Genomic DNA, 26,397 nt, shown 5'->3' on the forward strand with positions numbered 1-26,397 from the left:
GAAATCGGCGCCCGCGTCGACGTATGAAGACGTACAGCCAAATGACAACGTAGTCACAAACGCGCTGATCAAGTGCCCTGCCGGGAACACGGGTTCACCGGTGTGACGCTGCGGTATGGTCTGCCGACCCTTGGTACGGCAGATCGAGGAGCGTGCGCGTGTTCAACCGGAACCCATGTCTGCGGCAACTGGCGGCGGTCACGTCCATCACCCTGGTGGCCGGGTGCGGCGTCCTCACCTCGGCGTCGTCCGACGACAAGGGACCGATCGTCGTGGGCACCACCAGTGCCCCGAGCACGCTGGATCCGGCCGCCTCCTGGGACGGCTCCTGGGAGCTGTTCCGCAACATCTACCAGACACTGCTGAGCTACCCCTCAGGGGCGACCACGCCCGAGCCCGACGCCGCCCAGAGCTGTGGGTTCGCGGACACCTCGAACCTCGTGTACCGCTGCAAGCTGCGCGCCGACATGAAGTTCTCCGACGGCGACCCGCTGGACGCCCACGCCGTCAAGTACTCGATCGACCGGATCAAGAAGATCAACCTGCCCGGCGGTCCCGCCGGTCTCCTCGGCAGCCTCGACCGGATCCAGGTACTGAACGAGCGCGAACTCGTCTTCCACCTGAACAAATCGGACGCGACCTTCCCGTTCGTCCTCGCCACTCCGGCCATGTCGATCGTCGACCCCGACGACTACCCCGCGCACTCGCTGCGCAAGGACGGCAAGGTCTTCGGGTCGGGGCCGTACAGCCTGCGCTCCTACGAGGAGGGCAAGCAGGCCGAACTCGTCAGGAACGACCACTACAAGGGATTCGCCGAGCTCAAGAACGACGCGGTCACGATCCGCTACTTCCAGGACTCGGGGCAGATGGTCGACGCCCTCAAGGACAAGAAGATCGACGTCACGTTCCGCGGCCTGGCCTCCAAGGACATCGTCTCGCTCCGGACCAAGGGAGCGGACAACGGCCTTCAGCTCGTCGAGGGCGCCGGCATGGAGATCAGCTACCTGGTGTTCAGCCCGAAGGACCCGTGGGCCAAGAAGCTCGCGGTGCGCAAGGCGGTCGCCCAGGTCATCGACCGTGCGGCGATCGCGCACAAGGTCTACAAGGACACGGTCGACCCGCTGTACTCCATGGTCCCCGCGGGCCTGACCGGTCACACCACGGGCTTTTTCGACGACTACGGGGACCCCAGTTCCTCCAAGGCCCGGCAGATCCTCTCGGCGGCGGGCATCACCGAGCGCGTCCCGCTCACCCTCTGGTACACCACGGACCGCTACGGCTCCGAGACCGCCCCGGAGTTCCAGGAGATCAAGAGGCAGCTCGAGGACTCCGGTCTGTTCCGCGTATCGCTCAACGGGCGCCCCTGGAAGACGTACGAGGAGGGCTACCGCAAGGGCGAGTACCCGGTGTTCGGCCGGGGCTGGTTCCCCGACTTCCCGGACGCCGAGAACTTCATCGCGCCCTTCGTGGGCCGGCAGAACGCGCTCGGCACGCCCTATCCGGCGCCCCGGATCACCGACACCCTGCTGCCCGCCTCGCGCCGCGAGAGCGACCGTGGAGCGGTGGTCAAGGAGTTCGAGGCGGCCCAGCAGATCCTCGTCGACGACGCACGGCTGCTGCCGCTGTGGCAGGGCAAGCAGTTCGTGGCGGCGAGCGAGGAGATCGCGGGCGGGGAGCAGGCCCTGGACCCCTCGACGATCATGATGATGTGGGAGCTGCACCGCAAGACCAGCTGGTAGGTCATGCGCAGGACCCGGCTGGTAGGCCACGTGCAGGACCCGGCGGGTAGCCTGGCCCCACGGGGTGCGGGGCCGATTGTCAGTGGTCGCCTGTAGGTTCTGAGACCTGGAAGTGACCGCACATCGGAGGAACTTGACGTGACCGACACCGCCATGCTGCCCGAGTCCTGGCGCGGCGTCCTGGGTGACGAACTGCAGCAGCCCTACTTCAAGGAGCTCACCGAGTTCGTCGAGGAGGAGCGCGCGGGCGGTCCCGTCTACCCTCCGCGCGAGGAGGTCTTCGCGGCGCTGGAGGCGACTCCGTACGAGCGGGTGAAGGTGCTGATCCTCGGCCAGGACCCGTACCACGGCGAGGGCCAGGGCCACGGCCTGTGCTTCTCGGTCCGCCCGGGAGTGAAGACCCCGCCCTCGCTGCGCAACATCTACAAGGAGATGAAGGAGGAGCTGGGCACCCCGATCCCGGACAACGGCTATCTGATGCCGTGGGCCGAGCAGGGCGTCCTGCTGCTGAACGCGGTGCTGACCGTGCGCTCCGGTGAGGCCAACTCGCACAAGGGCAAGGGCTGGGAGAAGTTCACGGACGCGGTGATCCGTGCCGTGGCCGACCGGCCCGACCCGGCCGTCTTCGTCCTGTGGGGGAACTACGCGCAGAAGAAGCTCCCGCTCATCGACGAGAAGCGGCACATCGTCGTGAAGGGTGCGCACCCGTCGCCGCTCTCCGCGAAGAAGTTCTTCGGCTCCCGCCCCTTCACGCAGATCAACGAGGCGGTCGCCGGGCAGGGCCACGAGCCGATCGACTGGCGGATTCCGAACCTCGGCTGATCCGGGACCGAGACCGGAAGCGGCCCGGGCCGGGTGCGGGGGGCGTCCGGTCCGGCCGTCACCGGGGCGGCTCAGTGGTGTCCGGGGGCGCCTGAGCGTGATTGTCAGTGTGTCCGGTTAGCGTCGGAAGGGACAGCGACGAGCCTGGAGGACGCGGTGGCGGAGCAACAGGAGCAGGCGGCGCCGGACGCCATGATGACCCGGATCGGACAGGTCGTCATGCTGCACCATGGTGGCGACCGTGAGGAGGCTCGGGGGCGTTTCCTGGACCTGTGGGGGGAGATCGGCGAGGACGGCGACCCCCTGCACCGCTGCACCCTGGCGCACTACCTGGCGGACACGCAGGACGATCCCGCGGACGAACTGGCCTGGGACCTGAGGGCGTTGTCGGCGGCCGAGGAACTCACCGACGGCGACGTCGCAGAGCGCCACCGGTCGCTCGAGGCGCGCGCGTTCTACCCGTCGCTGCATCTGAACCTGGCGGCCGACTATGTGAAGCTCGGCCGCTCCGAAGCCGCCCGCAGTCATCTGCGCCGGGCACGCGGGGCGGTCGGAGCCCTCGGGGACGACCGTTACGGGGACGGCGTACGCGCGGCGATCGGCCGTCTGGAGCTGAGACTCGACGGGGAGGGCCCGTCGCACGGAGGGCCGGGAGAGGGCCCGGGCACCGTCGAGGGGCCCGGTCCCTTCGGCGGGTCCGGAGGAGAGACCTTGGGGCCGCCGAGACAGCGCCCCTAGGTCCTGCGGACGCCGGTCGTGTCAATGCCCGTACGTGCCCTTGCAGATGACCGCCTCCGGACTGTCCGCCTTCCAGCCCCCGTACTTCCGGCCGAGGGCACACACATCCGTGCTGCTCGGCTGTTCGGGTGCGACGGGCGGGACGTCGGTGCGGGGTGCGGACCGGTGGGGTCGTGGGTGCGGATGAGGCTGCGGGTGCGGGTGTTGCTCGGCACCCGGGTGGCGCGAAGGGGCCTGCGGGGCGGCGGGCGCCGGGACGGGCGTACGGTGCGGCGCCGGAGCGCTCGGTGACGGCTTCCGGGACGGCCCGATGAGTTCCAGCGCCTCGCGCGCCGGCGCCTGCACGATCGGCGGCCCGGCCTTGCCGTCAGGACGCGGCGGCGACGGCCGGGACGGCGCGGTCGGCAGGGAGTGAGCGGGCGGTCGCTGGACGGTCACACAGCCGGTGAGCGCGGCGGTGGCCACGGTGACCAGGAGCGTTGCGGCGGTCGTCGTTCGATGCACCCGCTCAACTCTGCTGCGTCAGGCCCGCTTTGGGGAGCTGACAAGCGGAGGTTGCCCCTCATGGGTGATCCTTGCGCTCCTGCGGAGGGCGCCGGTGTCCGCAAGGTGACCCGACGCCGCATCACCCTTTGTCACTCACCCGTGGCACCGTCGATCCGCTCCCGGATCAGATCCGCGTGACCGTTGTGACGCGCGTACTCCTCGATCATGTGGGTGTAGATCCACCGCAGGTTGATGGGGTCCTGGGTGAACTTGCTCTTGCCCGCGCAGGCGTCGTCCAGCGCGAAACGAGCCGCGTTGCGCCGGGCGATCCCGATCTCGGCCTGCCAGGTGGCGTACGCCTCGTCCCAGGTGTCCGCGTCGGTGAGATGGAATTCTCCGTCCCGGTCCTCGTCGCTGTAGTAGATCGGCCCCGGATCGTCGCCCACCAGAACCTTGCGGAACCAGCCCCGCTCCACCTCCGCCATGTGCCGCACCAGACCGAGCAGGGACAACTCGGAGGGCTCGACCGAGGCGGTCTTGAGCTGGGCGTCGTCGAGGCCCGCGCACTTCATCTCGAGGGTCTCGCGGTGGTAGTCGAGCCAGCCCTCCAGCATGGACCGTTCGTCGGCGTTGGTGGCGGGTTCGGTGCGCTGCTTCGTCATGCCCGCATTTTCGTCGAGGGCACGGCCGTCCACCAGGGCTTTTCCTGCGAACGCCGCTCTGGCCCCCGAGGCCGCTCCCGCGCTGTTCCCGCGGAGCTTCGACGGCATCGCCGACAGGCGGCCGCCGCAGCGGCCGTATGCTTCCGGCGAGGCCCGCGTCGGCAACTGAAGGAGACCCTGGTGAAGGTCGGCTGCATCGGACTCGGCGACATCGCGCAGAAGGCGTACCTGCCGGTGCTCGGCGTCCAGCCGGGGGTCGAGCTGCATCTGCAGACGCGGACGCCCGCGACCCTGGCCCGGGTCGGCGACAGCCTCCATCTGCCGCCGGAGCAGCGGCACACCGACCTGTCGGACCTGCTGGCGCAGAACCTCGACGCGGCCTTCGTGCACGCGGCGACCGTCGCACACCCCGAGATCGTGACGCGGCTCCTGGAGGCGGGCGTGCCGACCTTCGTCGACAAGCCGCTCGCCTACGAACTCGCCGACTCCGAGCGTCTGGTGCGCCTCGCGGAGGAGCGGAACGTCAGCCTCGCCGTCGGTTTCAACCGGCGTCACGCTCCCGGGTACACGCAGTGTGCCGATCACCCCCGCGAGCTGATCCTGATGCAGAAGAACCGGATAGGGCTGCCCGAGGACGTGCGCACGATGGTCCTCGACGACTTCATCCACGTCGTGGACACGCTGCGGTTCCTGGCGCCGGGGCCGATCGACGATGTGACCGTGCGGGCCCGGGTCGAGGGCGGCCTGGTCCACCATGTCGTACTGCAACTCGCCGGTGACGGCTTCACGGCGCTCGGCGTGATGAACCGGCTGAGCGGTTCGGCGGAGGAGATCCTCGAGGTCTCCGGGCAGGACACCAAGCGCCAGGTGGTCAACCTCGCGGAGGTGATCGACCACAAGGGGCAGCCGTCGGTGCGGCGGCGCGGGGACTGGGTGCCGGTGGCCCGGCAGCGCGGCATCGAGCAGGGCGTACTCGCCTTCCTCGACGCGGTGCGCGCGGGCAAGGTGCTCAGTGCCCGTGACGCGCTGGCGACTCATGAGCTGTGCGAGCGGGTGGTACGAGAGGTTCAGGAGCGGTCCGCCGAAGCCTGAACGCCCGGAAGCCCTCCGTCGCGCACAGTGCCGCCAGGATCAGCAGCGCCGCGTGCACCGGCCAGTCGCCGAACCGGACGTACGGGGTGACGTCGCGCGCGAGCGGTACGTCGTACACCACCGCCGCGCTCGCGTCCGTGCCGAGCCAGGAGCCGATCCGCTCGCCGCTCGGGCCGTACACGGCGGAGACCCCGGTCAGCGTCGCGTGCACCATCGGGCGGCCGGTCTCGGCGGCCCTCAGCGCGGCGAGCGAGGCGTGCTGCTCGGGGGCCCAGCTGTGCTGGAAGGTCGAGGTCGAGGACTGCGCGAGGAGAACCCCGGCGCCGTCCTGGGCGAGATGGCGGCTCATGTCGGGGAAGGCCGTCTCGAAGCAGACCAGCGGGCCGACGCGCAGTCCGTGCCCGACGTTCATCACGACCTGCTCGGTGCCCTTCCTGCGGTCCTCGCCCGCCGCTTTCCCGACTGAGGTCGCCCAGCCGAGGAGGGAACGGGCGGGTATGTATTCGCCGAAGGGGACGAGCCGCATCTTGTCGTAGCGGTCGCCGGTCGGGCCCCGCGGTCCCACCAGGACGGAACTCTTGTAGATCCCGGGCCGGTCGGAGCGGTGCGCGTCGACGTTCACCATGATGTCGGCGCCGGTCAGCCGGGACAGCGCGGCGAGCCGGTTCGCCAGGTCGGGGCGGTCCGCGAGGTCGAAGCCGACGCTGCTCTCGCCCCAGACGACGAGGTCGGGATCCTGTCCTGCGAGGGTGCGGGTGAGGGCCTCCTCGCGTGAGAAACGCGCCTCGGCACTGTGCGCGCCGCCGATCACCCCGGGCTGTACGACGGCGATCCGGACCTGGCCCGTCACGTCCGGGCGTGGCGACCACACCCAGGTCGCCGAGGTCACGGCGGCCGTCGCGACCAGTCCGGCGACGGCGGGCATACGGGACTCACGCACCGTGACCAGTACGGCGACCGCCACATTGACGGCGACCACCAGGAAGCTGAGCAGCCACACCCCGCCGACAGACGCGAGCCGCAGCGCGGGCCCGACCTGCCACTGGCTCGACCCGAGCAGTCCCCAGGGCCCGCCGAGGCCCTGCCAGGACCGGACGAGTTCGACCATCAGCCACCCCGACGGCAGGACCAGGAGCGCGGCCCCGACCCGTCCCGCCGAGGGCACCCCGCCGAGGAACCGCCGGACGAGCCAGCCCCAGGGCGCCCACAGCGCGCCGAGCAGTGCCGCTATGACGACCGTGAACACATTCAGACTCGGCAGCAGCCAGTGGTGCACGGCCAGCATGAAACCCAGCCCGCCGAACCAGCCGTCGCAGGCGGCCCGCCCGCCCGTCGGGGCCGAGCGGGCCAGCAGGATCCAGGGCACCAGGGCGACGTAGGCGAACCACCACCACGAAGGGGCGGGGAAGGCGAGCATCGGCAGCGCGCCGGCCAGTGCGGCGACGATCGCGCGCCGCCACGGGGAGGCGAGCCAAAGATCGGGTCCACTGCCCAGCCAACGCTCGGGCCAACGCTCGGGCCTCTTCATGCAGGGCCTCCCTCCCCGGGGGATGCCTCCAGTGTGCGCGTCGGCGACGATCTCCGACAGAGGGCGTCCGGCCAGGGCTTTCCGGCCGGGGGCCCCGCTCAGGCGGCTTGCGGTCGGGGGTGTCCCGTCAGGTGGCGGCGGGTTCCTGGCTCGGCTGCGGAGCGCGGCGCCATTTCTCCTGGACGACGACCTCGCGCAGGCGCCAGCCGAGGTCCGTACGCACCAGTCCGAAGGCGTACCGGCCGCCGCACACGAAGTCGGGCGCGGTGGACCCACCGTCGTGGCCCGCGAACCGCATCGGATTGATGTAGTCCGCCTGGACCCGGGCCGTGTCGCCCGTTTCCTGGTCCAGCGACTCGAACCGCAGCCGCCGGTTCACGATCAGATGCTGGCGCATGGGGAAGAGTTCCATGCTCTGCGCGAGCCATCCAGCGACCTCGTCGGCGCCGCCCTCGATACCTCCGGCCGAGCGGTAGTCGGCGCGTCCGTCCGGTGCGAACAGCCTCCGGTACGCCTCCCAGTCGCCGTCGTCGACGGCCACCGCGTACTCGGTGACGAGTCCGTCCACGGCGAATCGGTCCATTACGGTCGCGAGCTCCACACGCTGCGTCATCGGCTCAGTGTTGGCTACGGCGGGTGCGCAGCCAAGGGGCGTGCGCCAACAGGTGCATAACTCCGCCTCGTAAACAAAGGGAGTTGGTGCGGATGGGCGATTTCTATACTGATCGGATGATCACCGTACCGCTCAGCGCGCTCGAAGTGGCCATGGTCCAAGCAGGCGCCCGAGCCGCAGACACCTTACGAGACACCACCGAGTTCGCCCTGCGTCTTGAAGGCCTCGGATACCTGCGACTCTGGTACGCCGAGCATCACCATTCCCCGGCCATCGGAGCGTTCCCGCCCGTCGTCCTGACCGCCCACGCGGCCGCGTTGACGTCGTCCATCCGTCTCGGCTCCGGGGGTGTTCTCGCTCCGAACCACGCCCCGATCATGCTGGCGGAGCAATTCGGCACGCTGTCCGCACTGCACGCGGGCCGGATCGACCTGGGCATCGGCCGCGGCCCGGGTACCTTCGACGATTCCACGGCGCGGGCCCTGCGCCGCGGGGCCGGTCCGGCAACGGACGACGAGTACCGCGACGACGTGTCGTCGACTCTGCGTTTCCTGGTGGACGAGGTCGCACTCAGCCCGCTCCCGGAGCCATGGCTGCTGTCCTCGAGCACGGCCGGCGCCGCGCTCGCCGCGGAACTCGGGCTGCCGGTCGCCTTCGCCCATCACATTCGTCCCGACAACACCCTGGCCGCGCTCAGCCACTACCGCGAACGTTTCTCCCCCTCCCGCTGGTGCGCGCGCCCGCGCGTGCTGATCTGCGTGGAAACGGTATGCGCCGAGACGGATGAGGAGGCGGCCCGGCTGGCCGGCCCGATGGATGTCGTCAAGGCCGGACTCCTCAAGGGGCGAGGCGACATCCCCTTCCCCACACCCGGAGAGGCAGCGACCCACTCGTTCACCGCGGAAGAGGTGCGGGCGCTGACGAGCTTCCGTGCCCAACAGGTACACGGCTCACCCGAGACCGTTGCGAAACACCTGACGGACCTGGTGGACCTGACGGGTGCGGACGAACTCATGCTGGTGACGCCCATCTACGCGTTGGCCGACCGATTGAGGTCGTACGAACTCGTCAAGCGGCACGTCATGGAGGAACCTCGCGCCGACGGACGACGTTCATGAAGCATGGCTGTGATCTACAAGACCACGATGACGCCCAGCAAGCTGGAACTCCTTACCGCCTGGCTGCCCAGGCAGCCGTGGTACATCGGCATGGCGAGTGAGCCGCACCTGACCAAGGCCGGTGGCTTCCGGCTCGATGATCCGCAAGGGGAGGTGGGAATCGAGTTCATGGTGGTCACGGACACCTCCGGCGAGCGACCGCGCTCCTACCACGTGCCGCTCAGCTACCGCGGGGCGCCGCTCGACGGAGCCGATCGGGGGCTCATCGGCACGTCCGAGCACGGGGTGTTGGGAAGGCGGTGGGTGTACGACGGGACTCATGACCCGGTCCTCGTCGCTCAACTACTCGATCTCCTCCAGGGCCGCGCCGTGCCGCAGGCGCAGAGCGAGTCCAACGCCCCGGCCCCCTCCGTCACGAGCTGCTTCACGGGGGTCGGCTTCTCAACCGTGATCGCGTCGGCAGTCGTCGACGACAGACAGCACGGCACCGCCATCGTGGTGGAAACCAAGGAAGAAGCCGGGCCGCACAGTCGGTCGGCGGGCGCCGTGACCATCGACGTGATGCGTGTCCTCCGGCCCGACACGCAGGTTTCCCAGGCCCATGCGGCCCGGGCGGCCCGAGGACATGTCGTTGCCGACTGGCGCTCGAAGAACGGCGACGAGAGCCGCGGTCTGTTTGTCGTCCTGCGCGACACAGCGCGTTGACCGGACTCCCCGGCGCCGACCGTAGTCCCCCCTCCCACCTCTCCCGCCTCTCCCACCCGTCCCAGCCGGACAAAAACCGCGGCTGCCTACGCCTGGTGCTCGCCGTACCCCGCTCGCCCACTCGGTCGCGCGTCGGCCAAGGGGAGGTCAAGACCGCGCATCCTGGAACTGCCGCGTATTGACCTTGTGTTCCGCCCGGAGTTGGATCTTGCCTGCCCGTGCGGGTGTCCGGGCGGTGAGAGAGGTACGACGGTGGCTGGTGACGCCCGCGACGGGCTGATACGCGTGGTGTATCTGGAGCGGATGTCCGCGCTGATGATGGCCGCGGGCGCGGTGCTGTCCGAAGCCGTGCTGCTCGCCCTGGTCGGCACGGCTCACCACCGCGAGATGCTGATGGTGGGATCGGTCGCGATCGTTCTCGTGTCCGTGGTGCTGCTGCCGATGTGTCTTCGTCTCCCCGCCCGGCTGCGCCGCACCTACGACGATGCCGCGCCGATCGCGAGCGTCGCCGAACCGCGCGACGGACAGGACGCGGTGCGGCGGCTGTCGCTGCGGCGCACGGCGGGATTCGTGGGTGCCCTGGCCTGCTGGCTGCTGTTCATCGGCCTGACGTCCCATCAAGTGATGCCGCCGATCATGATGGTCACGCTTGCCCTGACCCAGTGGGCGCGGTCCCGGGCGACCGCGGGCTGGGAGCGCGCCAACGGGGCCGTGCTGTGGCAGGGCGTCCCCGGTCTGCGGGGATCATCCCGACGCCGCGTGTTCCGCGTGCCCACCGGCGCTGCGGACCCCGTCGCCTAGGACGTCCGTCGGATCGCCGAGGAGCCGCAGCATTCCCGCCTTCGAGATCAGCCGGGAGGGCTTCGGCTGGGCGGCACCCTGGACGAGGGCGTGTCGGCGCCCCTTTGCCCCCTGCCCGGCGATGCGGCCTCGATCGTAGAGTGATCGAAGACCAGTACGGGCTCGCTACGGATCCGGGTTGCCCGTTCGCCACCAGGAGGCACGTATGACACGCCATGTCACCGTCGTCACGGGCGGCAGCCGGGGGATCGGTGCCGCGACGTGCGCGCGTCTCGCGGCGGACGGCCACGACGTGGCGGTGGGGTACGTGAGCGACGGCGCCGCCGCGGAGTGGACCGCGAGCGCCGTCCGCGCGGCGGGGGCCCGCTGCGTCACGGTACGCGTGGACACCTGCGACGAGGACGATGTCGAGCGGCTCTTCGACACGGCGGCGGACCGGCTCGGGCCGGTGACGGGCTTGGTGAACAACGCCGGCGTGACCGGTCCGCTCGGCAGGCTCGCGGACACCGACCCCGCCGATCTACGGCGCGTGGTGGACGTCAACCTGCTGGGCACACTGCTGTGTTCGCGACGGGCCGCCCGGTCCATGGCGGCCTGGGGGAGCGGCGTCATCGTCAATGTGTCCTCGGCGGCGGCCACACTCGGCAGCCCCGGTGACTTCGTCCACTACGCGGCCACCAAGGCCGCCGTCGACGCCCTGACAATCGGCCTCGCCAAGGAACTCGGCCCGGACGGCATCCGCGTCAACGCGGTCGCACCCGGCATGATCGCCACGGAGATGCACGCCACCAGCGGAGATCCGGGCCGCGCCGAGCGAGCCGCCTCGTCGATTCCGCTGCGCCGCGTCGGTCAGGCCGAGGAAGTCGCCGCGGCCATCGCGTGGTTGATGTCGCCCGATGCGTCGTACACGACGGGGGCGGTGTTGCGGGTGTCCGGGGGGCGGTGAGCCCCGACAAGGGTGCCGGTCATCGCCCCTTGGACTTCGTGCAGGTCCCCATGCCCGATCTCACGCGGCCTCGACGACCTCTCCGCGTATCGCTTCCGCCCACTTCACGACCAGCAGCTCGTACTCCGCGCGCTCCTGCGCGGAAAGGGAGCCGCCCGCGCGCATCCACAAGGCGCGGATCTGTTCGTTCAGCGCTGCAGCGGACCGCACGGAACCAGAGGACATTAAATCGGGGGACATGCGCACCAGCCTAGGGGCAAGGACTGACACTGCGCTACCGGGCGGCTACTCATCCCGTATGCGGTTCGTCACGGCCGACGCGGAGTGACGCGAACGGGCTCGGTCGATTTGTACGACGGTCCGCCGGCCCTGGAGTTGAGCGCCCCGTGGCCTCGTCGATCACCGCCGCTCGGCCCAGGTGCGGGACCAGTCCAGCAGCGGTCCCATCGCGGTGACCAGGTCGTCGCCGAGTGCGGTGAGGTGCCACGCCGGCTGCGCTGCCGTCGCTGCCGTCGCTGTCGACGCCGCGATGCCCGCCTCGCGGAGTTCCGTGAGGCGCGTGGACAGGACGCTGGAGGACATGCCGTCGCAACGGCGCTGGAGGTCCCGGAAGCCGATCGGGGCGCCGTTGCCGTGCAGTTCCCAGATGACTCGTAGCGTCCAGCGCCGGCCGAGCAGATCCAGCGCCGCCATGACGGGACGACCGGTGGCCGAGCCGCGGACGGGGCGGCCGGGGGCGGGAGCGTCCGAGTTCTGATGGGGGTTACCGGGAGCCGAAGCGTCCGTGGCCTCGAAAGGGCTGCCGGGGCCCGGACGGCCCCGCCTCGGAATGCCGGAAGCAGAATCGTTCGGCGCGGGTGTCGTGCCCAAGTGAGTACCTCTCGCTGGGAGTCGCTCACCTCCCACCCTTGCGCTTCGATTTCAGAAGCGCAAGGCTGCGAGCCATGAAGCAGCGCATCGACGGCGTCACGCCGCCCTACGAGCCCGAGACCGACCGCGCGTTGCGCCGGTGGATGCCGCCCGGTGTCGCCCGCGAACCCCTGATGCTGTTCAAGGTGCTGGAGCGCCACCCGGAACTCGCCTCACGTATGAGAGCACTGGGCGCGGGCCTCCTCGTCCACGGCCTGCTGAGCGACGCCGACCGAGAACTCGTCATCGCCCGCGTCGCCGCCCGCTCCGGATGCGCGTACGAATGGGGCGTCCACATGGCGACGTACGCCGAGACGGCCGGACTCACCCCGCGGCAGGTGACGCTCACGGCGACCGGCGGACCCGACCACCCGGCCTGGTCCGACCGGCAGGCGGCGTTGCTGTGTGCCGTCGACGAGCTGCACGACACGGCCCGGGTGAGCGACGCGGCCTGGAGCGCACTGCGGGAGCACCTCGGCGAGCCCGAAGTCCTCGAACTGCTGGTCCTCGCGGGCTGGTACCGCACGATCGCTTACGTCGCCAACGGTGCGCGGATCGACCCGGAACCCTGGGCGCTCGCCCTCCCCGGGACGGACCGCTCGGGCGCCTGAGGGGTGGTGAGCCGTCGGCCCGCGGACTGGGCCGCTCAGCCCGCGGACTCGGCCGCGTGCGGGCTCAGCCCGCCGGTCGAGACCAGCGCGATGATGACGATGCCGAGCGCGATCCGGTACCAGACGAACGGCATGAAGCTCTTGTGCGAGATGAACTTCATGAACAAACTTATGACGACTTTGACGGAGTGTACTTGACCTGCGGTTTTCCACCACTTTTCAAGATCGAATGCGAGAGCAGTGGGAGATGGCACCTTCCAGTGCTCTCTTTCGCTGGCCACGAAGCGCAGCCACCTGGTGTGCAGCGAATCAGCAATCTCCTGCTCCATGGTCAGGGTGACGTGCGAGTAGAGACCTTCCACGCCGGCGGCCTCGTGGCCCAGTGCGGGGGGCGTTGACGGTGATGCAGACGTCGCCTTCTGGGATGCGGTCGAGCGCTAGGACTCGGCGGTTGTGGCCGAGGAGTTGGGCTTAAGATCCAGAGGCTCTGCACACGGTGTTGCCGGCCCTGTCGTCGTGGCGGCGGCGTGAGCGGCAGCGTCGGAAGGTACAGCGCTGGCGTTACCGGGTGGACTGGAAGCCTCTTCCCAGTTCGCGGGCGCAGGAGTCGTTGCATGGCGGCTGGCTGCTCGTCGTCCCGCAGGGCCGTTGCCCTTGCCGGAAACCTCATCCGGCCTGGTCACGCAGCATGCTGGTGCTCGAACGAAGCGGAGAAACTTGCCGCCACCGCTGCCTGGAACTGGAAGAAGAACTCGCCCTCCTCCGTCTGGCCGGCCCCGCCAAGGAAGAGGCAGCCACCCCACAACCGGAGGAGAGCGCCCAGGACTTGGACCAGGCGGCATTCCTGGCCGACCCGGCTCAGGCTCTGTGCACCGCACGCCTTCTCCTCGACCAAGGCCACGCGCTGCGCACCGAAGTGGCCGGCCAAATGGGACTGGCGGCTTCCACCGCCGCCACCGACATCACGGTGCGGCACAGCGAGCGCTGGCACGCCGCCACGACGCTGCTCGGCCGCACGCTCGGCTGTCTGATCGCCGCCGTCGGCGCCTCGCTCCACCTGGTAGCCCTTGCCGCGCACGCCCCGGGCTGGATCGTGATCACCGACCCGGTCGCCCTTTCCGGGCTCCTCCTGGTCGCCGAACCATGGCACCTGATCGCGCGCCTGTGGCCGTGGCTGCGCGCCGCCGCCCGTCGCGAACCGCTGCCGCCACCCAATGGGCCGCCCTGGCTCAGGACAGTTGGGCCGGTTACCTCGCCGCCCTAAGAAGCGACAGCGACGGCTGATCCCAAAGAGTGGGAGGCACCCGAACCGCGCTGCGTGCAGCCGAAGGAGGGGCCCAGGTGAGGTGACACGGTTGCGCAGGCACCTGACGTCATCTCACCTGGGCGACCTCGACGTCTCCAGCGGCCTCGACTCGCTACTCCGGACCAGTGACCGACGGCAGCGCCTCGACGACGAAGAACAGGAAGCAGGGCTTGGTCGAAAGGTCTTCAAAGCCATCGGGGAACAGTGCCCGGGCGGCTGGGTCAGGCTGCGGCTCGCTGATGACGGACAGACCAAAGCCCGCAGTCGTGAAAGCGTCGATCATTGCGTGCAACGGCTTTCGCCAGAGGCGCATCGGGGTGGACTGCCCGCCGAGCCACCAGTCGAAGGTGTAGCTCGTGGTCGCGAAGTAGTCGGGCCTAGGGTCCCGGAACGTGTACGCCGTGACCGGGTGATCCACGGACACGATCAGCTGGCCGCCGGGCCTGAGTACTCGCCGAAACTCGGCCAGCGTCGGCCCCCAGTTCTCCAGGTAGTGCAGGACCAGCGACGCGACCACGTCGTCGAACGCACCGTCCTTGAACGGCAGGCGGTCACCCAGGTCGGCCATGTGCAGGGCTACGTCATCACCGAGCCTCTGCCTGGCCAGTGCGAGCATCCCGGCGCTGGCGTCGATGCCGGTGACGACCGCGCCGCGGTCGCGCAGTGCGGCGGTCAGTGGGCCCGAGCCGCAGCCGGCGTCCAAAACTCGGTGGCCAGCCACGTCTCCGGCGAGGGTTAACATCGCGGGCCGTTCGTAGTACGCGTTCACGAGGTTGTTCTCGTTCTCCGCCGCGTACGCCTCGGCGAAACTGTCGTAGTCGTTCACCCGGGTCGGTTCCGCAGAATCCGCGAAGCTCTCGGGTATGTCGGTTGCGCGTTCCATCGTCGCAGCCTAGAGCCAGGCGGGCCCGCCGTACCGAATAGTGCAGGGTTGGAACACTGCCTCTTCACCAGTATGGGACCGGACAGGCAGCCCGGGGCACCGCGGCTGGCCTGGTGGCCGTCGTCTGGGGGCTGGTGTCGATCATCGCGCTTAACGGCGTCGGGCAGCGCCCTCGGATCACCACGATCAACCTCTTCGGCGATGTGCGCGGGGCCATGCAGCCTGAGAAGGACACAAGCGCGGAAGAGACCGGCGCCAGAGAAGACAGCCCGCGAGTGAGCCAGGCATAAACGCATCAACGACCACAGCAGTCCCATGCGCCGGTTGAATCACCAAACGGGGAGCGCTCGGGAATTTTGCAGCAACCACGGTGTAGAAAAAGTTGCGATTACGGGGGCTGGGCTGCGACACTGCTACGTAAGCAATGCGATATAGCTGCCTGTGAAGGGAGGCGTGATGGGTGACGGACTGACTGGTGTAGAGGCCCTGGGACCGCTACTGCCTGTAGCGTCCAGTGCGGGTGCTGCAGCCCCCGCTGATGTCGGGCGGAGGGTAGGCCAGGCGCGTCTGCGTCGGGCGCTGACCGGAGAGGCGCTCGGCACTCTCGTCGGCCTGGGCAAGGACCAGATCTCGAAAGTGGAGAACGGCCGACGCAAGGTGAGCGTCCGTGAACTGCCGAAATTCGCGCAGGCACTGGGCGTGACCGTTGCCCATCTGCTCGGCCAGCCCTGCCGTCCGACCCTGGCGATGGCGCATCGGCTGGCTGGCGACAGCGGACCAGGCGAGGACAATAACGCCAAACGTCGTGCGCTGGAGTTGCTGGAGGTGGAAGACATCGTGGCGCAGCGCGTACAGACCTGGCCCTCTGCGGCAACCCCGGCCGGGCGGCGTGTACTTGAGCTTGCCCGCAGTGAGCTGTCGGAACGCCCCCGGACCAGGCTCGAAGCGGAACGTCAGGGTAAGCGACTGGCCGAACGGACCCGTCACGAACTGGACCTGGGGTCGTATGAACTGGGTGATCTGCCCGGCTTGATTGAGCGGCATTTCGGTGTTGACGTGGCACTGTCGCCGTTGGGAAACGAGGCAGACGGGCTCTGCCTCCACGGCGAAGGCGTCGCCCTGATCGTCGCATCGACCGACTTCTCGCAAGGCCACGTGCGATTCACGCTGACCCACGAGCTTGGACATCACCTGTTGAACGATCCGCGAGACGTGATCAATGAAGGCGAACACGACATGTACGCCGACGACCTGGCGGAGAAGCGGGTCAACGCCTTTGCCGGTCATCTCCTGATGCCGGAAGACGGTATCCGTGAAACGCTGGGATGGCTCAGTGGCGGACGCGTCACCGAACGGAGCCTGGTGGCGCTCATGGAGCAGTTCGGTGTGTCTCTCGCGGCCCTCCTCTTCCAGCTACGCGTCATGAGCCTGGTTACCCCCGAGCAGAGCCAGCGACTGATCAGGGCGGGAGCACGCCAGCTCGTTGCGCGGCACGCTTCGGTGGCACCCACCGGCGCAGGCATCCACGCGCTCCAGACGGTGCGTGCCCCTGAGCGACTTCTGGGGGCTGCGGTGGAAGCTGCGCGAAGTGAACACGTAGGCTTGGGTGTAGTTGCTACGCTTCTGCAGCGCGACGACGATGACGCACTGTGGGATGACGTGATGAAGCCAGAATCAGAGGTGTTCGCCTGAACCCGGCCGGCGCGGTGACGCCGCCCGCGCCCGAGAGGCCACCTGTCTGGTTCATCGACACGTCAGTCCTTCTCTCCCTGGCTGTGGACGACGGGCTGCGTCAAGCAGTACAAGCCGAAATTGGGACACAGCCCCGCGTCCTCTTAGACGTCGTGTTCGACGAACTGGAACGACTGGCCAGTGAGGGAGCCCCGGATATCAAGAGCCTGGCCGCAGCTGCGCTTGGCCAGCTCGGCTGGCTCGGCACGCCCGTGGACACCAGCGACAAGGTCGCAGCCGAGCGTGTTCTGGACATCCAGGACGTGCTACGTAGCGGTCGGCCTCTGAAGCACGCTTTCGAACACTGGGCCGAATCGGTGATCATGTGCCTGGGGGAACAGCTGCAACAGACGACTGCACACTTCCTGAGCGAGGATTACAACGCCCGAGTCGAATCTTGCCACCACGGGTGTGTGCCGTTGAGCGTGCACAAGCTCCTGGCGCGTATGGTTCGAGCCCGTAGGCTCACCCCTGAACGCGCGGTGGAGTTCGCAGACGCTCTGATGGCTGCGGACCGGGGCAAGGACTACACCGCCGAGGACTTTGTCTCTGGTCGACTGGGCCGCGTCGGACGTCCTTAGCGATCTTCCTCCCTGCTGTGTGGCCCACAGACAGCGGCTCCGGTACCGGCGGTGCGGCGGATAGGCGCTTCGGGGAGGCAGTTGCTTCCAGGACTACTGCCTTCTGGACGACGGGCCCCGTTCGGCAGCGCTGGCCGCGAAGTTCGGCTCGCATCTGTCGGTGTGGTTGCCGTTCTCGTTTCTGTGCGAATACCTCAAGGGGGATGCCGAGCGGTCGGTGGAGTCCGCTGTCCGGGCCTGGCTGACCCGCGACTCTGCGCAGCACATGCACCATCTGGTGGTGCGGGCCCTGGCCGATGACCGACTGCCCTGCTCGGCGTCGACGGTCTGGACGAGTGGGCCGACGAGGGCAGCGCCCGCCCGGCTCCGACACTCCTGGAGACCTTCGTCCGCAGCCGTAACGTCGCCGCCATCGTCTCAGCCGCTGCGGGTGCCGAGAAGCCCATCCATGGCCTGTGACGTGCGGGTTCTCGCGAACGGTCGTTGGTTGCTGGACCGGCGTGTCAGGCTGATCGATCGTGCTGCTGCGACTGCCTTACCTCGCCGTGTCGAGCGTGTTCGCCTTCATCCGGCTGCTGCCCGTGAGCGCTGTGGACAAGGACATCGAGATATTGACGCTGCGTCACCAGTTGGCTGTCCTACAGAGGCAGATCGACAGGCCGCGCGTCACCCCCGCGGACCGCGCTTTCCTGGCCGCGCTCCTCCACAGGCTCCCTAGGCCCAAGCTGTGGCAGCTGCACCTGATCGTCTCGCCGGAGACGGTCCTGAGGTGGCACCGCGACCTCATGCGCCGTCGTCACGCTGACGCCTCCCGACGCCAGCGGTCCGGCAGGCCACCGACCCGTCGCAGTATCCAGGCCCTTGTTCTGCGCTTGGCCCGCGAGAACAGCTCCTGGGGGTATCGGCGCATCCACGGCGAACTCGCCGTGCTCGGCATCAAGGTGGCACCCTCCACAGTTTGGGAGATTCTGCGAGCGCACGGGATCGAGCCGGTGCCCGGACGTGTCCGTCAGACCTGGGCCGCGTTCTTGCGCGGCCAAGCCCACGCGATCCTGGCCTGCGACTTCTTCACCGCCACCACCCTTAACGGACCGGCCCTTTATGTCTTCGCCGTCATCGAGCACGCCAACCGCCGCATCCGCATCGTCGGCGCGACCGCCCACCCCACCACGGACTGGGTCACCCAGGCCGCAAGGAACTTGGTCATGGACCTCCAGGATGCTGGCGCCGCCGTCCGACACCTGATTAGGGACCGCGACAGCAAGTTCACCCGCGCGTTCGATGCCGTCTTCGAGGCCGAGGGCATCGAGGTCGTCACCACCGGCATCCGCGTTCCCCGCATGAACTCGATCATGGAGCGCTGGGTGCAGACCTGCCGGCACGAGCTCCTCGACCGCACCTTGATCTTGAACCAGGCCCACCTGCTCCATGCGCTCGGCGAGTTCGAGTCGGTTTACAACCAGAATCGGCCTCACCGCACCCTCCACAGCGCGGCTCCCCTGCGGCCGCTCCCAGAACCGATCACCGAACCTGATCGCCTCGACCGCCTCGACGTCCGTCGACGTGACCGACTCGGCGGCCACTTCCACGAGTACACACATGCGGCCTGACCAGCTCGGACGTAATAATCGGCACCCGCAGCGTTCGCGCGCGCCCAGGGCGGGCTGCAAAACAACGAGGAGATGACGTTCACCTCGCGCGAGATCGACCTCTTCCTCCCGGAGGCGCTCCGGCTCGGCGAAGGCGAGGCATGACGATGAAGACCTCAGAGATCTTCGACACGCTGCTCCAGAACCTGAAGGTCGGGGAGACGGCCACGACGGTCGCCTCGCGCCGGGACGAGATCACGAAGGCGCTCAACAAGGACTTCCGCGACAAGGACGGCTGCACCGACTACAAGCTGATGGTCGGATCGTTCGGCCGGCACACCGCGATCAAGGGAGTGTCCGACCTCGACATGATCTTCATCCTCCCGCCCGGGATCCGGTCGAGCTACGAGGGGGACACCGGCCCGCGGAGGATTCTCGAGAGGGTCCGCGACGACCTCAAGGCGCGGTATAAGAACACGGAGATCCGTGTCGACCAGTGCGTCGTCCGAGTGCGATTCACGTCCAACGCCTTCAAGTTCGAGGTCCAGCCGGCATTCGAGAACGCCGATGGCAGCTTCGACTACCCCGACACGAAGGCTGAGAGCTGGAAGGTCACCAAGCCGCGCGAGGAGATCGCCGCGACCAAGGAGTGCAACGACCGCACCTCGACGAACATGCGCCACCTTGCCCGGATGGCACGGGCATGGAAGAACGCGAACGGCGTAAACATGGGCGGCCTGCTCATCGACACCCTCGTCTACAACTTCTTCGACCAGACCGACGACTACGACGCGGCGGGCACAGGCTCGTTCGACCTCATGGCCCGCGACTTCTTCGAATTCCTCAAAGATCAGCCAGAGCAGGAGTACTACCTGGCGCTGGGCAGCCGACAGCGGGTCCACGTCAAGGCGAAGTTCCAGCCGAAGGCGAAGAAGACGTACAACCGATGCCTCGAGGCGATCGCGGACGAAGGCAAGACGTCCGCCAACAAGAAGTGGCGCGAGGTCTTCGGCACGTCGGTGCCGCTGGCGAAGAGCGCGAGTGAGTCGTCCCGGTCGTTCAGGGACACCGAGGAGTTCATTGAGGACGAGTTCCCGGTCGACGTGTCCGAGAGCGTGTCCATCGACTGCGAGGTCACGCAGGCTGGATGGCGTCCGACCTGGCTCCGCGCGATGCGTCGCGGCGGGATCCTGCTCAAGGCCGACAAGAGCTTGAGGTTCGTGGTCACCAGCTGCTCGGTCGGGGAGCCCTACACGCTGAAGTGGAAGGTGCTCAATCGTGGTCCGGAAGCCGAGCGGCGAGACAAGATCCGCGGCCAGATCGTCGACTCGAGCAAGCGGGGAGTCCGCATCGAGCACTCGGACTTCAAGGGCGAGCACGTCGTCGAGTGCTACGTCGTCAAGGACGGGGTCGTCGTCGCTCGGGACCGGATCGACGTGCCGGTCAGCAACACGAGCGTCAAGACGGCGAAGGTCTTGTAGGGAACCGATCCTCGGAGCGCGACGAGGCCCCGACGAATCCGCCGGGGCCTCGTCGCATCAGGCGCGTCCGCCCGTAGGGTTGAAGCATGAGCAGTTCTCTCGCAGCCATGTCCGAGTCCCTGCTCAACGCCGAGATGGCCTTCGCGGGCAAGCGGTATGCTGCCCGCCGCGCGGCTGAGCTGCGCTCCGAGGATCCCAGCAGGTCCGCGGAGCAGATCGTCGACCTGCTCCGCGACGAAGCAGATGCCGCGGAAGCAGAGTTCCGGAGTCGAGAGTTCGGCTGAGGCTGGTTATGTGTCGGACGCTTCCGGAGAATGGTGCCGTGGAACGGCGGATTGACTTCTGGCGCGAGCGGCAGATGCTCTGTGGGCGCTGCGATCATCGGTGGCGCGTCGATCTGGACTGGATCGATCGGTGGGAGCAGGCGCAGGAGACCTGCCCCGGCTGCGGCATGGCCTGCGAGCACGAGGACTCGCCTCGGGTGACGCTCGACTCCGGCGACCCGGCGCTCGACGATGACAGGGTCGCGCAGTTCTCCTGGTACCACACGAGCACGCAGGCGGACTGGCCGACGCGGGACTTCGACCCGGCAGCCGTCTTGACTCCCGAGACCCGCAGGGTGATGGGCGGAGAGCAGCGGGTTGCCGCGTGGGCCGCGCGCCAGCGGGCGAAGGCCCTCCACGCGCACGTACGAGGCCGCTATCCACAACATGCTGCGTCGGATCCGCGACCAGGCCGACCAGCGCAGCCAGTTCTATCTGTATCGGGTCCGTCTGAAGCCATCCGTCGTGGTGCGGGAGGGGTGGCTCGTCGACCCCAGCAACTTCGTCGGCGACGTCGGGCTCGACGAGGTCTGCCCGCCGGGCGTCGACGTCGCCCGCTACCTGAATTACCACGAGGATCCGGGAGGGCTCTCGCTCGCGCTGGGGAGGGACGCGATCGCCGGCGTTCAGCGGATCGCTGTTCCGCTCCCCGACACCTGGGATGGCGGCTGGGTGCGCGATGCCGTTGCGGCCCTCGAGGGAGTGAGCGGCATCGCCGTCCCGGCGACCGGCAAGCCGGCCCGCTTCATGCGGCCGTCTTCGTCGCGAGCCGTCCTGGGCCGAGAGCTCGGTGCGTTCCTGGCTGGCAGACTGCCGGTCAACCTCCAGGACCAGTTCGCGTCGGCCGCGGCGTTCGCGGAGGGAGAGGATCCAGAGCAGTGGGCGCGACGGACCAGCGGCCTGTTCGATCTGATCGACGATCCGACTCGCGTGCTGGCTGCGCTCGACCGGCAAGATCCCCAGGAGGTCTGAGAACGGCCTGTCCGCTCGTGAAGACTGATCGTCTCGCACAAGCGCCCCGCCAGGCCGAAGCCTGGCGGGGCGCTTGCTGTTTCATGCTGATCGAGTAGTGGCCGGTACGTGTCCCGCCGACGCTGATCCGCCCTTTGCCCTGAGCTGCCTGGGCCAGGGGGGCTCACCGTCACACGAGGGGCTAGAAGTTGACTGACCCTGCCCTTGCCGAGATCCTCGTCCGGGCAGGTCATGCGGCATGTTCGTACTCGTGGAGAATGCCGCCAAGGCGATCGCGTTTTTGTACCTCGAGGCAGGCCATCTGGTCCGGATCGGCGATCGGCGCGGGCAACGCGTTCAGCGGGCGGGCGTTCGCGATGCCCTGATGAGGCCGGTGCACATTGTAGAAACGCTCGAACTCCCGCAGGGCGTGGAGCAGATGCCGCTGATTCCAGATCAAGGTCCGGTCCAGCAGCTCACGCCTACAGGTCTGCACCCACCTTTCCATGATCGCGTTCATCCGCGGCATCCGGACGCCGCTGAGCACGACCTCGATCCCCGCATCGGCGAGGACCGCGTCGAACAGGGCAGGGAACTTCCCGTCCCGGTCCCGGATCAAAAACCGCACCCGACAGCCGGCGTCCTCGAGATCCATGACCACGTTCTTGGCGGCCTGCGCCACCCACGAGGCAGTCGGATGCGCGGTCGCGCCCAGCACCCGGATCCGTCGACTGGCGTGCTCGATCACAGCGAACACGTACAGCCGCGCCCCGAACAAGGTGACCGTCTCGAAGAAGTCGCACGCCAGCAGGGCCTCGGCCTGCGAGCGCAGGAAGTCCGCCCACGTGCTGGAGGTCCGCTCGGGCGTCGGGTCGATCCCGGCCTCCCGCAAGATCTCCCAGACTGTGGAGGCAGCCACCTTCACGCCCAGAACAAGCAGCTCACCGTGCACCCTCCGGTAGCCCCACGTGGGATTTTCCCGTGCCAGGCGCAGCACCAGGGCTCGGACGGAGTGGACGGTCCGCGGTCTGCCCGGGCGCCTCGGCCGGGAGACGGCCGCGTGGCGGCGCGCGACAAGGTCGCGATGCCAACGCAACAGCGTGTCCGGACGCACCAGCAGGCGCAGCCTGCGCAGCACATCCATCGGGAGGCAGTGGAGCAGGACTGCCAGGAAGGCCCGGTCACTCGGGGTGAACCGCACCTTGTCCTTACCAAGTTGGCGCTCCAGCACAGTGAGTTGGTGACGCAGGGCCAGGATTTCTGCGTCCTTCTCTCGATCGCTCATTGACAGCAGGCGCAGTAGGGCGAACGCATTCGACACGGTCAGGTAGGCGAGTCGCAGCAGCACGGTCGATCATCATGCCGCGGCAACCGACAGCCGCGCGAGGACATCGGCTCCGAGCGACCACCGGTGAGGTCCCGTACACCCACACATCGGCTCCCACCAGGACGGATGAATTTCCGGCAAGGTCAGGCCTGGTCGGCCGGAGGCGGCGGGCACAGGTGGTACGTGGTGTTCGGGTCGAGGCCAGGCAGCCGTAGCCTGCCGGGGTGGGCGGCGACCGGGGTTGCGACGGCGGTGAGGGCGAAGACGGCCTCGGTGCGGTCGTGGGAGATGACGCCGTGGGCCCACAGGGCCGGGTCGGGGTGGTCGATGCGGACGACGCGGCCGGTGTGCAGCAGTCCGCGAAGTTGCTTGTGGAACGTGATCCAGCGGGCGAGTTCGGTGCGTTCGGTCTCGCTCGCGCGGGTCAGGTCCCATTCGATGCCGAGGTGACCGAAGAGCGCGGTGCCAGCGCGGAAGGTCAGGTCGTGGGTGCGGCTGGTGGTGTGGGAGCGGGCGGCTGCGATGTGGGAGCCGACGAGTTCGGGCGGCAGGAGCAGCTGGGTCCAGCGGTTGATGGACTGGCGTTCCAGGGCGTCGTTGCAGTCGCTGGCCCAGACGCGGTCGGTGCGTTCCAGGATGGCGAGGTCGACGCGTCCGCCGCCGCTGGAGCAGGATTCGATCTCCAGGATGGGATGGCGTCGGCGCAGTTCGTCCAGCAGGGCGTAGATGGCCAGGGTCTGGCGGTGGACCGCGGGTTCACCGCCCGGTGAGTGACCGGCGTCGACGAGTTCGCGGTTGTGGTCCCATTTGAGGTAGGCGATGTCGTACTCGGTGAGCAGGGCGTCGAGCCGTTCAAGGATGTAGGTGTACGCCTCGGGGTGGGTGAGGTCCAGGACCTGCTGGGAGCGGCGGTCGGCGGGGGTGCGGCCGCCGGTGGCCAGGATCCATTCGGGGTGGGCGCGGGCCAGGTCGGAGTCGGGGTTGACCATTTCGGGTTCGACCCACAGGCCGAACTCCATGCCGAGCGTACGGACATGGTCGATCAGCGGGCGCAGGCCGCCGGGCCAGACGGTCTCGTCGACCGTCCTGTCTCCCTCATTGGTAACACGTTGAGTCACCAGGTCGTGATCAAGGAACATGCAGGACAGAGGGCATTCGCAGGTACTGCTTCTCCCGCGGTGTCTTCTCGTGCCCGACACGAGAGGCATGAGGCAGGGTTGTTTCCAAAGTCGGGTTGCGGGTGATCGTGCCGGTCAGGCGATGCCGAGTAGATCGAGCGGCCTGTTGAAGGGGTCGTGGCCGCCGGGGGCCGGGCTCTGGGCCTGAGCTGGGGGTGCTTCGCGTCGAGCTGCGGCTGACGGCGAGCGGTCCCCGCGTGATCGAGGTCAACGGTCGGCCGGCGGGGGACCTCATACCACTCCTCGTCGAGCGGGCCACCGGCATCAACATCCCCCAGGCCCTGGCCACCCTCGCCACCGGCGAGACGCCCGACCTAAAGGCGACCTAAAGGCTGTCCCGCAATGATCAACTGGTTCTGGTGGTCGGGGCGTCCGCGTTCGGCCTGACTACCCCGCGAGGGCAAGGTTGCGGAGGCAGGCGATGCCAAGCGTGGCGTGATGTACGCCGTCGCCTTTCAAGCGGCAGTCGCGAAGGGTCATCCAGCTCTTCATCCGGGCGAAGGCGTGCTCCACCCGGGCGCGGACCTTGCGATGTGAGCGGTTGTGCTCCTCCTTCCAGGCCGGAAGCACTTCCTGGCCGCGTTCGCGACGGTGCGGGATCGCCAACCCAGTACCGCGGTAGCCGAAAGGCCAGCCTGATGGTGGAGGGTCACGGCTTGAGTGTCCGGCATGCGGTCGGCCGGATCGACAGCCTGGAAATTGGGGGCCGTGCCCGCTCACCGTTGACCACGGTGAGCGGCAAACTCTGACCCACTGGAAGGACGCCACCCCGATCACTGTCAACCTGCATCGCATGTCGAGCGTCGACTGGGAACTCAACCGTCGCTTCTCGTCGGGCACGTGGCTGTATATCGAGTTCCACCACACCGACGGCGTGCCCTCCGCTCAGATCCACCCCTGAGCCCGGGGCGCTGGGCCGGGGACACAGTCGCGTTGCCGCGGGGGAGCGGTTGGCCGCCCCGTGCTGCTGCGGACCCGGTGCGGGGTGACGGGGCCGGCCTGTGGTGTCAGGCGGTGAGGGCCTCGCGAAGGGTGGTGTGGCACGCGAGGACGGTGTCGAGGCCGACGAGTTTGATGACGAACATGACCGGGTCGGTGGTGCTGGCCAGGCGTAGGCATCCACCGGCCGCGTTCAGGGCGTGGTAGGCGTTGGTGAAGGCGTTGATCCCGGAGGAGTCCGTGAACGTCACGCCCCGCATGTCGAGCACGACCCCGACGAACGGTCTGCCTGCCATCCGGGCTGCCCGTCGGCGTTCGGGCCCTACCGGTCAGGGATTATCGACAACTCCGCGATGACCAGGTCCCGAGATCCCGAACTCCGCCGCACCCATGGCCAATCCGGGGATGCCCGCGCTGCGGCCTCCGATATCCGGCGCCCACCGCGCCTGTCCGGGCAAACGCCGGGTGCAAGTCTTCCTTCCGCCTGGCGAAGCCGGCGGGTACTCGACACGATCTCCGCAGGCCGTAGGGTGCCCCCTCCAGTGAAACCGTCATGTCCGGTTCGGCGGGAGGCCGCGCGGAACAGAACCTGCTACGGCAGGCACCTCACCGCGCGGCCGACCCAACTGCCTGGCTCCACCAGTTCAAACGCCTACGGACCCGTTACGAGATACGCGCCGACCTCCACCTCGGACTCCTCCAACTCGCCTGCAGCATCATCTGCTTGCGCCGACTCCGAACCTCATTCTGAAGCTTGCTTCGGTATCCCTGAAGAGTGCGACCACGTGCCGCATCGTGTCCTGGAACGCCGCGCCCACGGGCAGGTCGCGGACGGCCGCCCAGTCCGCATGGAAGACCTTGAGGAGCGGCGCTGTCCGAGCGAGGGCGGTCTCGTATCGGCGCAGGGCCTCCTGTTTGGTCGCCAGACAGGGAGGCTCGGCCTCGGCCCACTCGATCACCTCCGTGACGGGCCCGATCCACTCCTCGAAGAGGGCGGCGAGGATGTCCTCCTTGGCCTTGAAGTGGTAGTAGAGCGCGGCTTTGGTGACACCGATCTGCTCGGCGATTTCCCGGAGGGAAGTCCTCTCGTATCCCTGCTCGGTGAAGAGTTCCAGGGCCGTCTGCTGGATGTGTCTGCGGGTGTCGCTCGTAGTCATGTCGCTCACCTGCGAATGTCGCATGCCCGCCGGCGACTCGGGGCATCCGGCGTCGCCTGAGACGCCCCGAGGGGGGAAGGCCGGTCTACGCCTTCGTTCCGGAGGTCTCCACCGGGGCGAGCGGCCCTTTGGGGGCCGTTCCCCCGGAAAACACGGCGACGGAGCGGGATCACCAGCGTCT

The 26,397-nt window shown here is 68.4% G+C and carries 27 protein-coding genes and 4 pseudogenes; 18 read left to right on the forward strand and 13 right to left on the reverse strand.

What is annotated here, in order from left to right:
• Window positions 1–158 precede the first annotated feature (158 nt).
• The 3 genes from ACFZDJ_RS11340 (at window position 159) to ACFZDJ_RS11350 (ending at window position 3,299) form a co-directional block, all read left to right on the forward strand.
• Window positions 159–1,739 carry an ABC transporter substrate-binding protein gene (locus tag ACFZDJ_RS11340; protein ID WP_391057938.1) on the forward strand — a complete coding sequence of 527 codons (1,581 nt, stop codon included), beginning with the start codon at window positions 159–161 and terminating at the stop codon, window positions 1,737–1,739.
• Window positions 1,740–1,877: 138 nt separating this feature from the next.
• Complete coding sequence (locus tag ACFZDJ_RS11345) at window positions 1,878–2,561, forward strand: uracil-DNA glycosylase (protein ID WP_351311953.1); 684 nt, start codon at window positions 1,878–1,880, stop codon at window positions 2,559–2,561.
• 156 nt (window positions 2,562–2,717) lie between these two features.
• Entirely contained in the window at window positions 2,718–3,299 is a 582-nt protein-coding gene (locus ACFZDJ_RS11350; RefSeq protein WP_384907855.1) for a hypothetical protein, read from the forward strand.
• A 21-nt stretch (window positions 3,300–3,320) separates the two neighbouring features.
• On the opposite strand, the gene ACFZDJ_RS11355 is transcribed toward ACFZDJ_RS11350, so the two are convergent.
• On the reverse strand, window positions 3,321–3,803 hold the full coding sequence (locus ACFZDJ_RS11355) for a hypothetical protein (protein WP_391057941.1): 483 nt from the start codon (window positions 3,801–3,803) through the stop codon (window positions 3,321–3,323).
• 131 nt (window positions 3,804–3,934) lie between these two features.
• Window positions 3,935–4,447 (reverse strand): DinB family protein, encoded by a 513-nt coding sequence (locus ACFZDJ_RS11360; RefSeq protein WP_384907851.1) that lies wholly within the window; start codon window positions 4,445–4,447, stop codon window positions 3,935–3,937.
• 180 nt (window positions 4,448–4,627) lie between these two features.
• Here ACFZDJ_RS11360 and ACFZDJ_RS11365 point away from each other — a divergent pair, with 180 nt between their 5' ends.
• The gene (locus tag ACFZDJ_RS11365) at window positions 4,628–5,539 is read left to right on the forward strand and encodes a Gfo/Idh/MocA family oxidoreductase (protein WP_391057945.1); all 912 of its coding nucleotides are present in this window, start codon (window positions 4,628–4,630) and stop codon (window positions 5,537–5,539) included.
• Here ACFZDJ_RS11365 and lnt read toward each other — a convergent pair.
• Together lnt and ACFZDJ_RS11375 are read right to left on the reverse strand one after the other, a co-directional pair.
• Window positions 5,457–7,067 carry an apolipoprotein N-acyltransferase gene (gene lnt / locus ACFZDJ_RS11370; protein WP_390937102.1) on the reverse strand — a complete coding sequence of 537 codons (1,611 nt, stop codon included), beginning with the start codon at window positions 7,065–7,067 and terminating at the stop codon, window positions 5,457–5,459. The two genes, ACFZDJ_RS11365 and lnt, sit on opposite strands and share 83 nt — an antisense overlap.
• A gap of 127 nt (window positions 7,068–7,194) precedes the next feature.
• Window positions 7,195–7,680 carry a nuclear transport factor 2 family protein gene (locus ACFZDJ_RS11375; protein WP_390937104.1) on the reverse strand — a complete coding sequence of 162 codons (486 nt, stop codon included), beginning with the start codon at window positions 7,678–7,680 and terminating at the stop codon, window positions 7,195–7,197.
• Window positions 7,681–7,796: 116 nt separating this feature from the next.
• Here ACFZDJ_RS11375 and ACFZDJ_RS11380 point away from each other — a divergent pair, with 116 nt between their 5' ends.
• From ACFZDJ_RS11380 to ACFZDJ_RS11395, 4 genes are all read left to right on the forward strand, one after another.
• Complete coding sequence (locus ACFZDJ_RS11380; protein ID WP_391057947.1) at window positions 7,797–8,798, forward strand: MsnO8 family LLM class oxidoreductase; 1,002 nt, start codon at window positions 7,797–7,799, stop codon at window positions 8,796–8,798.
• 3 nt (window positions 8,799–8,801) lie between these two features.
• Window positions 8,802–9,503: a 1,4-alpha-glucan branching protein gene (locus ACFZDJ_RS11385; RefSeq protein ID WP_384907840.1), complete on the forward strand. Its 702-nt coding sequence runs from the start codon at window positions 8,802–8,804 to the stop codon at window positions 9,501–9,503.
• A 252-nt stretch (window positions 9,504–9,755) separates the two neighbouring features.
• Entirely contained in the window at window positions 9,756–10,304 is a 549-nt protein-coding gene (locus tag ACFZDJ_RS11390; protein ID WP_390937109.1) for a hypothetical protein, read from the forward strand.
• Window positions 10,305–10,509: 205 nt separating this feature from the next.
• Window positions 10,510–11,250 (forward strand): SDR family oxidoreductase, encoded by a 741-nt coding sequence (locus tag ACFZDJ_RS11395; protein ID WP_390937112.1) that lies wholly within the window; start codon window positions 10,510–10,512, stop codon window positions 11,248–11,250.
• Between the two features lie 60 nt (window positions 11,251–11,310).
• On the opposite strand, the gene ACFZDJ_RS11400 is transcribed toward ACFZDJ_RS11395, so the two are convergent.
• On the reverse strand, window positions 11,311–11,490 hold the full coding sequence (locus ACFZDJ_RS11400; protein WP_075032584.1) for a hypothetical protein: 180 nt from the start codon (window positions 11,488–11,490) through the stop codon (window positions 11,311–11,313).
• A 159-nt stretch (window positions 11,491–11,649) separates the two neighbouring features.
• Window positions 11,650–11,943, reverse strand: a complete 294-nt coding sequence (locus ACFZDJ_RS11405; protein WP_391057949.1) for a winged helix-turn-helix transcriptional regulator — start codon at window positions 11,941–11,943, stop codon at window positions 11,650–11,652.
• Window positions 11,944–12,194: 251 nt separating this feature from the next.
• Between ACFZDJ_RS11405 and ACFZDJ_RS11410 the strand changes: the two genes are divergently transcribed.
• Window positions 12,195–12,770 carry a carboxymuconolactone decarboxylase family protein gene (locus tag ACFZDJ_RS11410; protein WP_390937116.1) on the forward strand — a complete coding sequence of 192 codons (576 nt, stop codon included), beginning with the start codon at window positions 12,195–12,197 and terminating at the stop codon, window positions 12,768–12,770.
• Window positions 12,771–12,805: 35 nt separating this feature from the next.
• Here ACFZDJ_RS11410 and ACFZDJ_RS11415 read toward each other — a convergent pair.
• Window positions 12,806–12,946, reverse strand: a pseudogene (locus ACFZDJ_RS11415) (undecaprenyl-diphosphatase); the annotation flags it as partial.
• Window positions 12,947–13,458: 512 nt separating this feature from the next.
• Between ACFZDJ_RS11415 and ACFZDJ_RS11420 the strand changes: the two are divergent.
• On the forward strand, window positions 13,459–14,034 hold the full coding sequence (locus tag ACFZDJ_RS11420; RefSeq protein WP_391057952.1) for a hypothetical protein: 576 nt from the start codon (window positions 13,459–13,461) through the stop codon (window positions 14,032–14,034).
• Window positions 14,035–14,188: 154 nt separating this feature from the next.
• Here the strand turns inward: ACFZDJ_RS11420 and ACFZDJ_RS11425 are convergent, their stop codons facing one another.
• The gene (locus ACFZDJ_RS11425; RefSeq protein ID WP_391057955.1) at window positions 14,189–14,959 is read right to left on the reverse strand and encodes a methyltransferase domain-containing protein; all 771 of its coding nucleotides are present in this window, start codon (window positions 14,957–14,959) and stop codon (window positions 14,189–14,191) included.
• 456 nt (window positions 14,960–15,415) lie between these two features.
• Between ACFZDJ_RS11425 and ACFZDJ_RS11430 the strand changes: the two genes are divergently transcribed.
• The 6 genes from ACFZDJ_RS11430 to ACFZDJ_RS11455 all read left to right on the forward strand — a co-directional run bounded on the left by ACFZDJ_RS11430 (window position 15,416) and on the right by ACFZDJ_RS11455 (window position 21,636).
• Window positions 15,416–16,651, forward strand: a complete 1,236-nt coding sequence (locus ACFZDJ_RS11430; RefSeq protein WP_391057958.1) for an ImmA/IrrE family metallo-endopeptidase — start codon at window positions 15,416–15,418, stop codon at window positions 16,649–16,651.
• A gap of 152 nt (window positions 16,652–16,803) precedes the next feature.
• On the forward strand, window positions 16,804–17,271 hold the full coding sequence (locus tag ACFZDJ_RS11435; RefSeq protein WP_143687851.1) for a hypothetical protein: 468 nt from the start codon (window positions 16,804–16,806) through the stop codon (window positions 17,269–17,271).
• Between the two features lie 518 nt (window positions 17,272–17,789).
• Window positions 17,790–18,881, forward strand: coding sequence for an integrase core domain-containing protein (locus tag ACFZDJ_RS11440; protein ID WP_099923902.1), 1,092 nt, complete (start codon window positions 17,790–17,792; stop codon window positions 18,879–18,881).
• 146 nt (window positions 18,882–19,027) lie between these two features.
• Window positions 19,028–20,341, forward strand: coding sequence for a nucleotidyltransferase (locus tag ACFZDJ_RS11445; RefSeq protein WP_391057961.1), 1,314 nt, complete (start codon window positions 19,028–19,030; stop codon window positions 20,339–20,341).
• A gap of 86 nt (window positions 20,342–20,427) precedes the next feature.
• Entirely contained in the window at window positions 20,428–20,625 is a 198-nt protein-coding gene (locus tag ACFZDJ_RS11450) for a hypothetical protein (protein ID WP_391057964.1), read from the forward strand.
• 426 nt (window positions 20,626–21,051) lie between these two features.
• Complete coding sequence (locus tag ACFZDJ_RS11455) at window positions 21,052–21,636, forward strand: hypothetical protein (protein ID WP_391057967.1); 585 nt, start codon at window positions 21,052–21,054, stop codon at window positions 21,634–21,636.
• A gap of 229 nt (window positions 21,637–21,865) precedes the next feature.
• Here the strand turns inward: ACFZDJ_RS11455 and ACFZDJ_RS11460 are convergent, their stop codons facing one another.
• On the reverse strand, window positions 21,866–22,963 hold the full coding sequence (locus tag ACFZDJ_RS11460; RefSeq protein WP_391057970.1) for an integrase core domain-containing protein: 1,098 nt from the start codon (window positions 22,961–22,963) through the stop codon (window positions 21,866–21,868).
• A gap of 131 nt (window positions 22,964–23,094) precedes the next feature.
• Window positions 23,095–24,036, reverse strand: a pseudogene (locus tag ACFZDJ_RS11465) (alpha-galactosidase); the annotation flags it as partial.
• A gap of 239 nt (window positions 24,037–24,275) precedes the next feature.
• Here ACFZDJ_RS11465 and ACFZDJ_RS11470 point away from each other — a divergent pair.
• Window positions 24,276–24,449 carry a hypothetical protein gene (locus ACFZDJ_RS11470; protein ID WP_371649638.1) on the forward strand — a complete coding sequence of 58 codons (174 nt, stop codon included), beginning with the start codon at window positions 24,276–24,278 and terminating at the stop codon, window positions 24,447–24,449.
• Window positions 24,450–24,507: 58 nt separating this feature from the next.
• Here ACFZDJ_RS11470 and ACFZDJ_RS11475 read toward each other — a convergent pair.
• Both ACFZDJ_RS11475 and ACFZDJ_RS11480 read right to left on the reverse strand, forming a co-directional pair.
• A pseudogene (locus ACFZDJ_RS11475) lies at window positions 24,508–24,744 on the reverse strand (transposase); the annotation flags it as partial.
• Window positions 24,745–25,127: 383 nt separating this feature from the next.
• On the reverse strand, window positions 25,128–25,355 hold the full coding sequence (locus ACFZDJ_RS11480; protein ID WP_391057974.1) for an STAS domain-containing protein: 228 nt from the start codon (window positions 25,353–25,355) through the stop codon (window positions 25,128–25,130).
• A gap of 332 nt (window positions 25,356–25,687) precedes the next feature.
• Between ACFZDJ_RS11480 and ACFZDJ_RS11485 the strand changes: the two are divergent.
• Window positions 25,688–25,810, forward strand: a pseudogene (locus ACFZDJ_RS11485) (IS5/IS1182 family transposase); the annotation flags it as partial.
• On the opposite strand, the gene ACFZDJ_RS11490 reads toward ACFZDJ_RS11485, so the two are convergent.
• A complete protein-coding gene (locus ACFZDJ_RS11490; protein ID WP_391057977.1) occupies window positions 25,776–26,216 on the reverse strand; it encodes a TetR family transcriptional regulator in 441 nt (146 codons plus the stop codon). The pseudogene ACFZDJ_RS11485 and the gene ACFZDJ_RS11490 sit on opposite strands and share 35 nt — an antisense overlap.
• Window positions 26,217–26,397: the final 181 nt, after the last annotated feature.

This window comes from Streptomyces sp. NPDC007896 (assembly GCF_042959425.1).
Classification (GTDB): domain Bacteria; phylum Actinomycetota; class Actinomycetes; order Streptomycetales; family Streptomycetaceae; genus Streptomyces.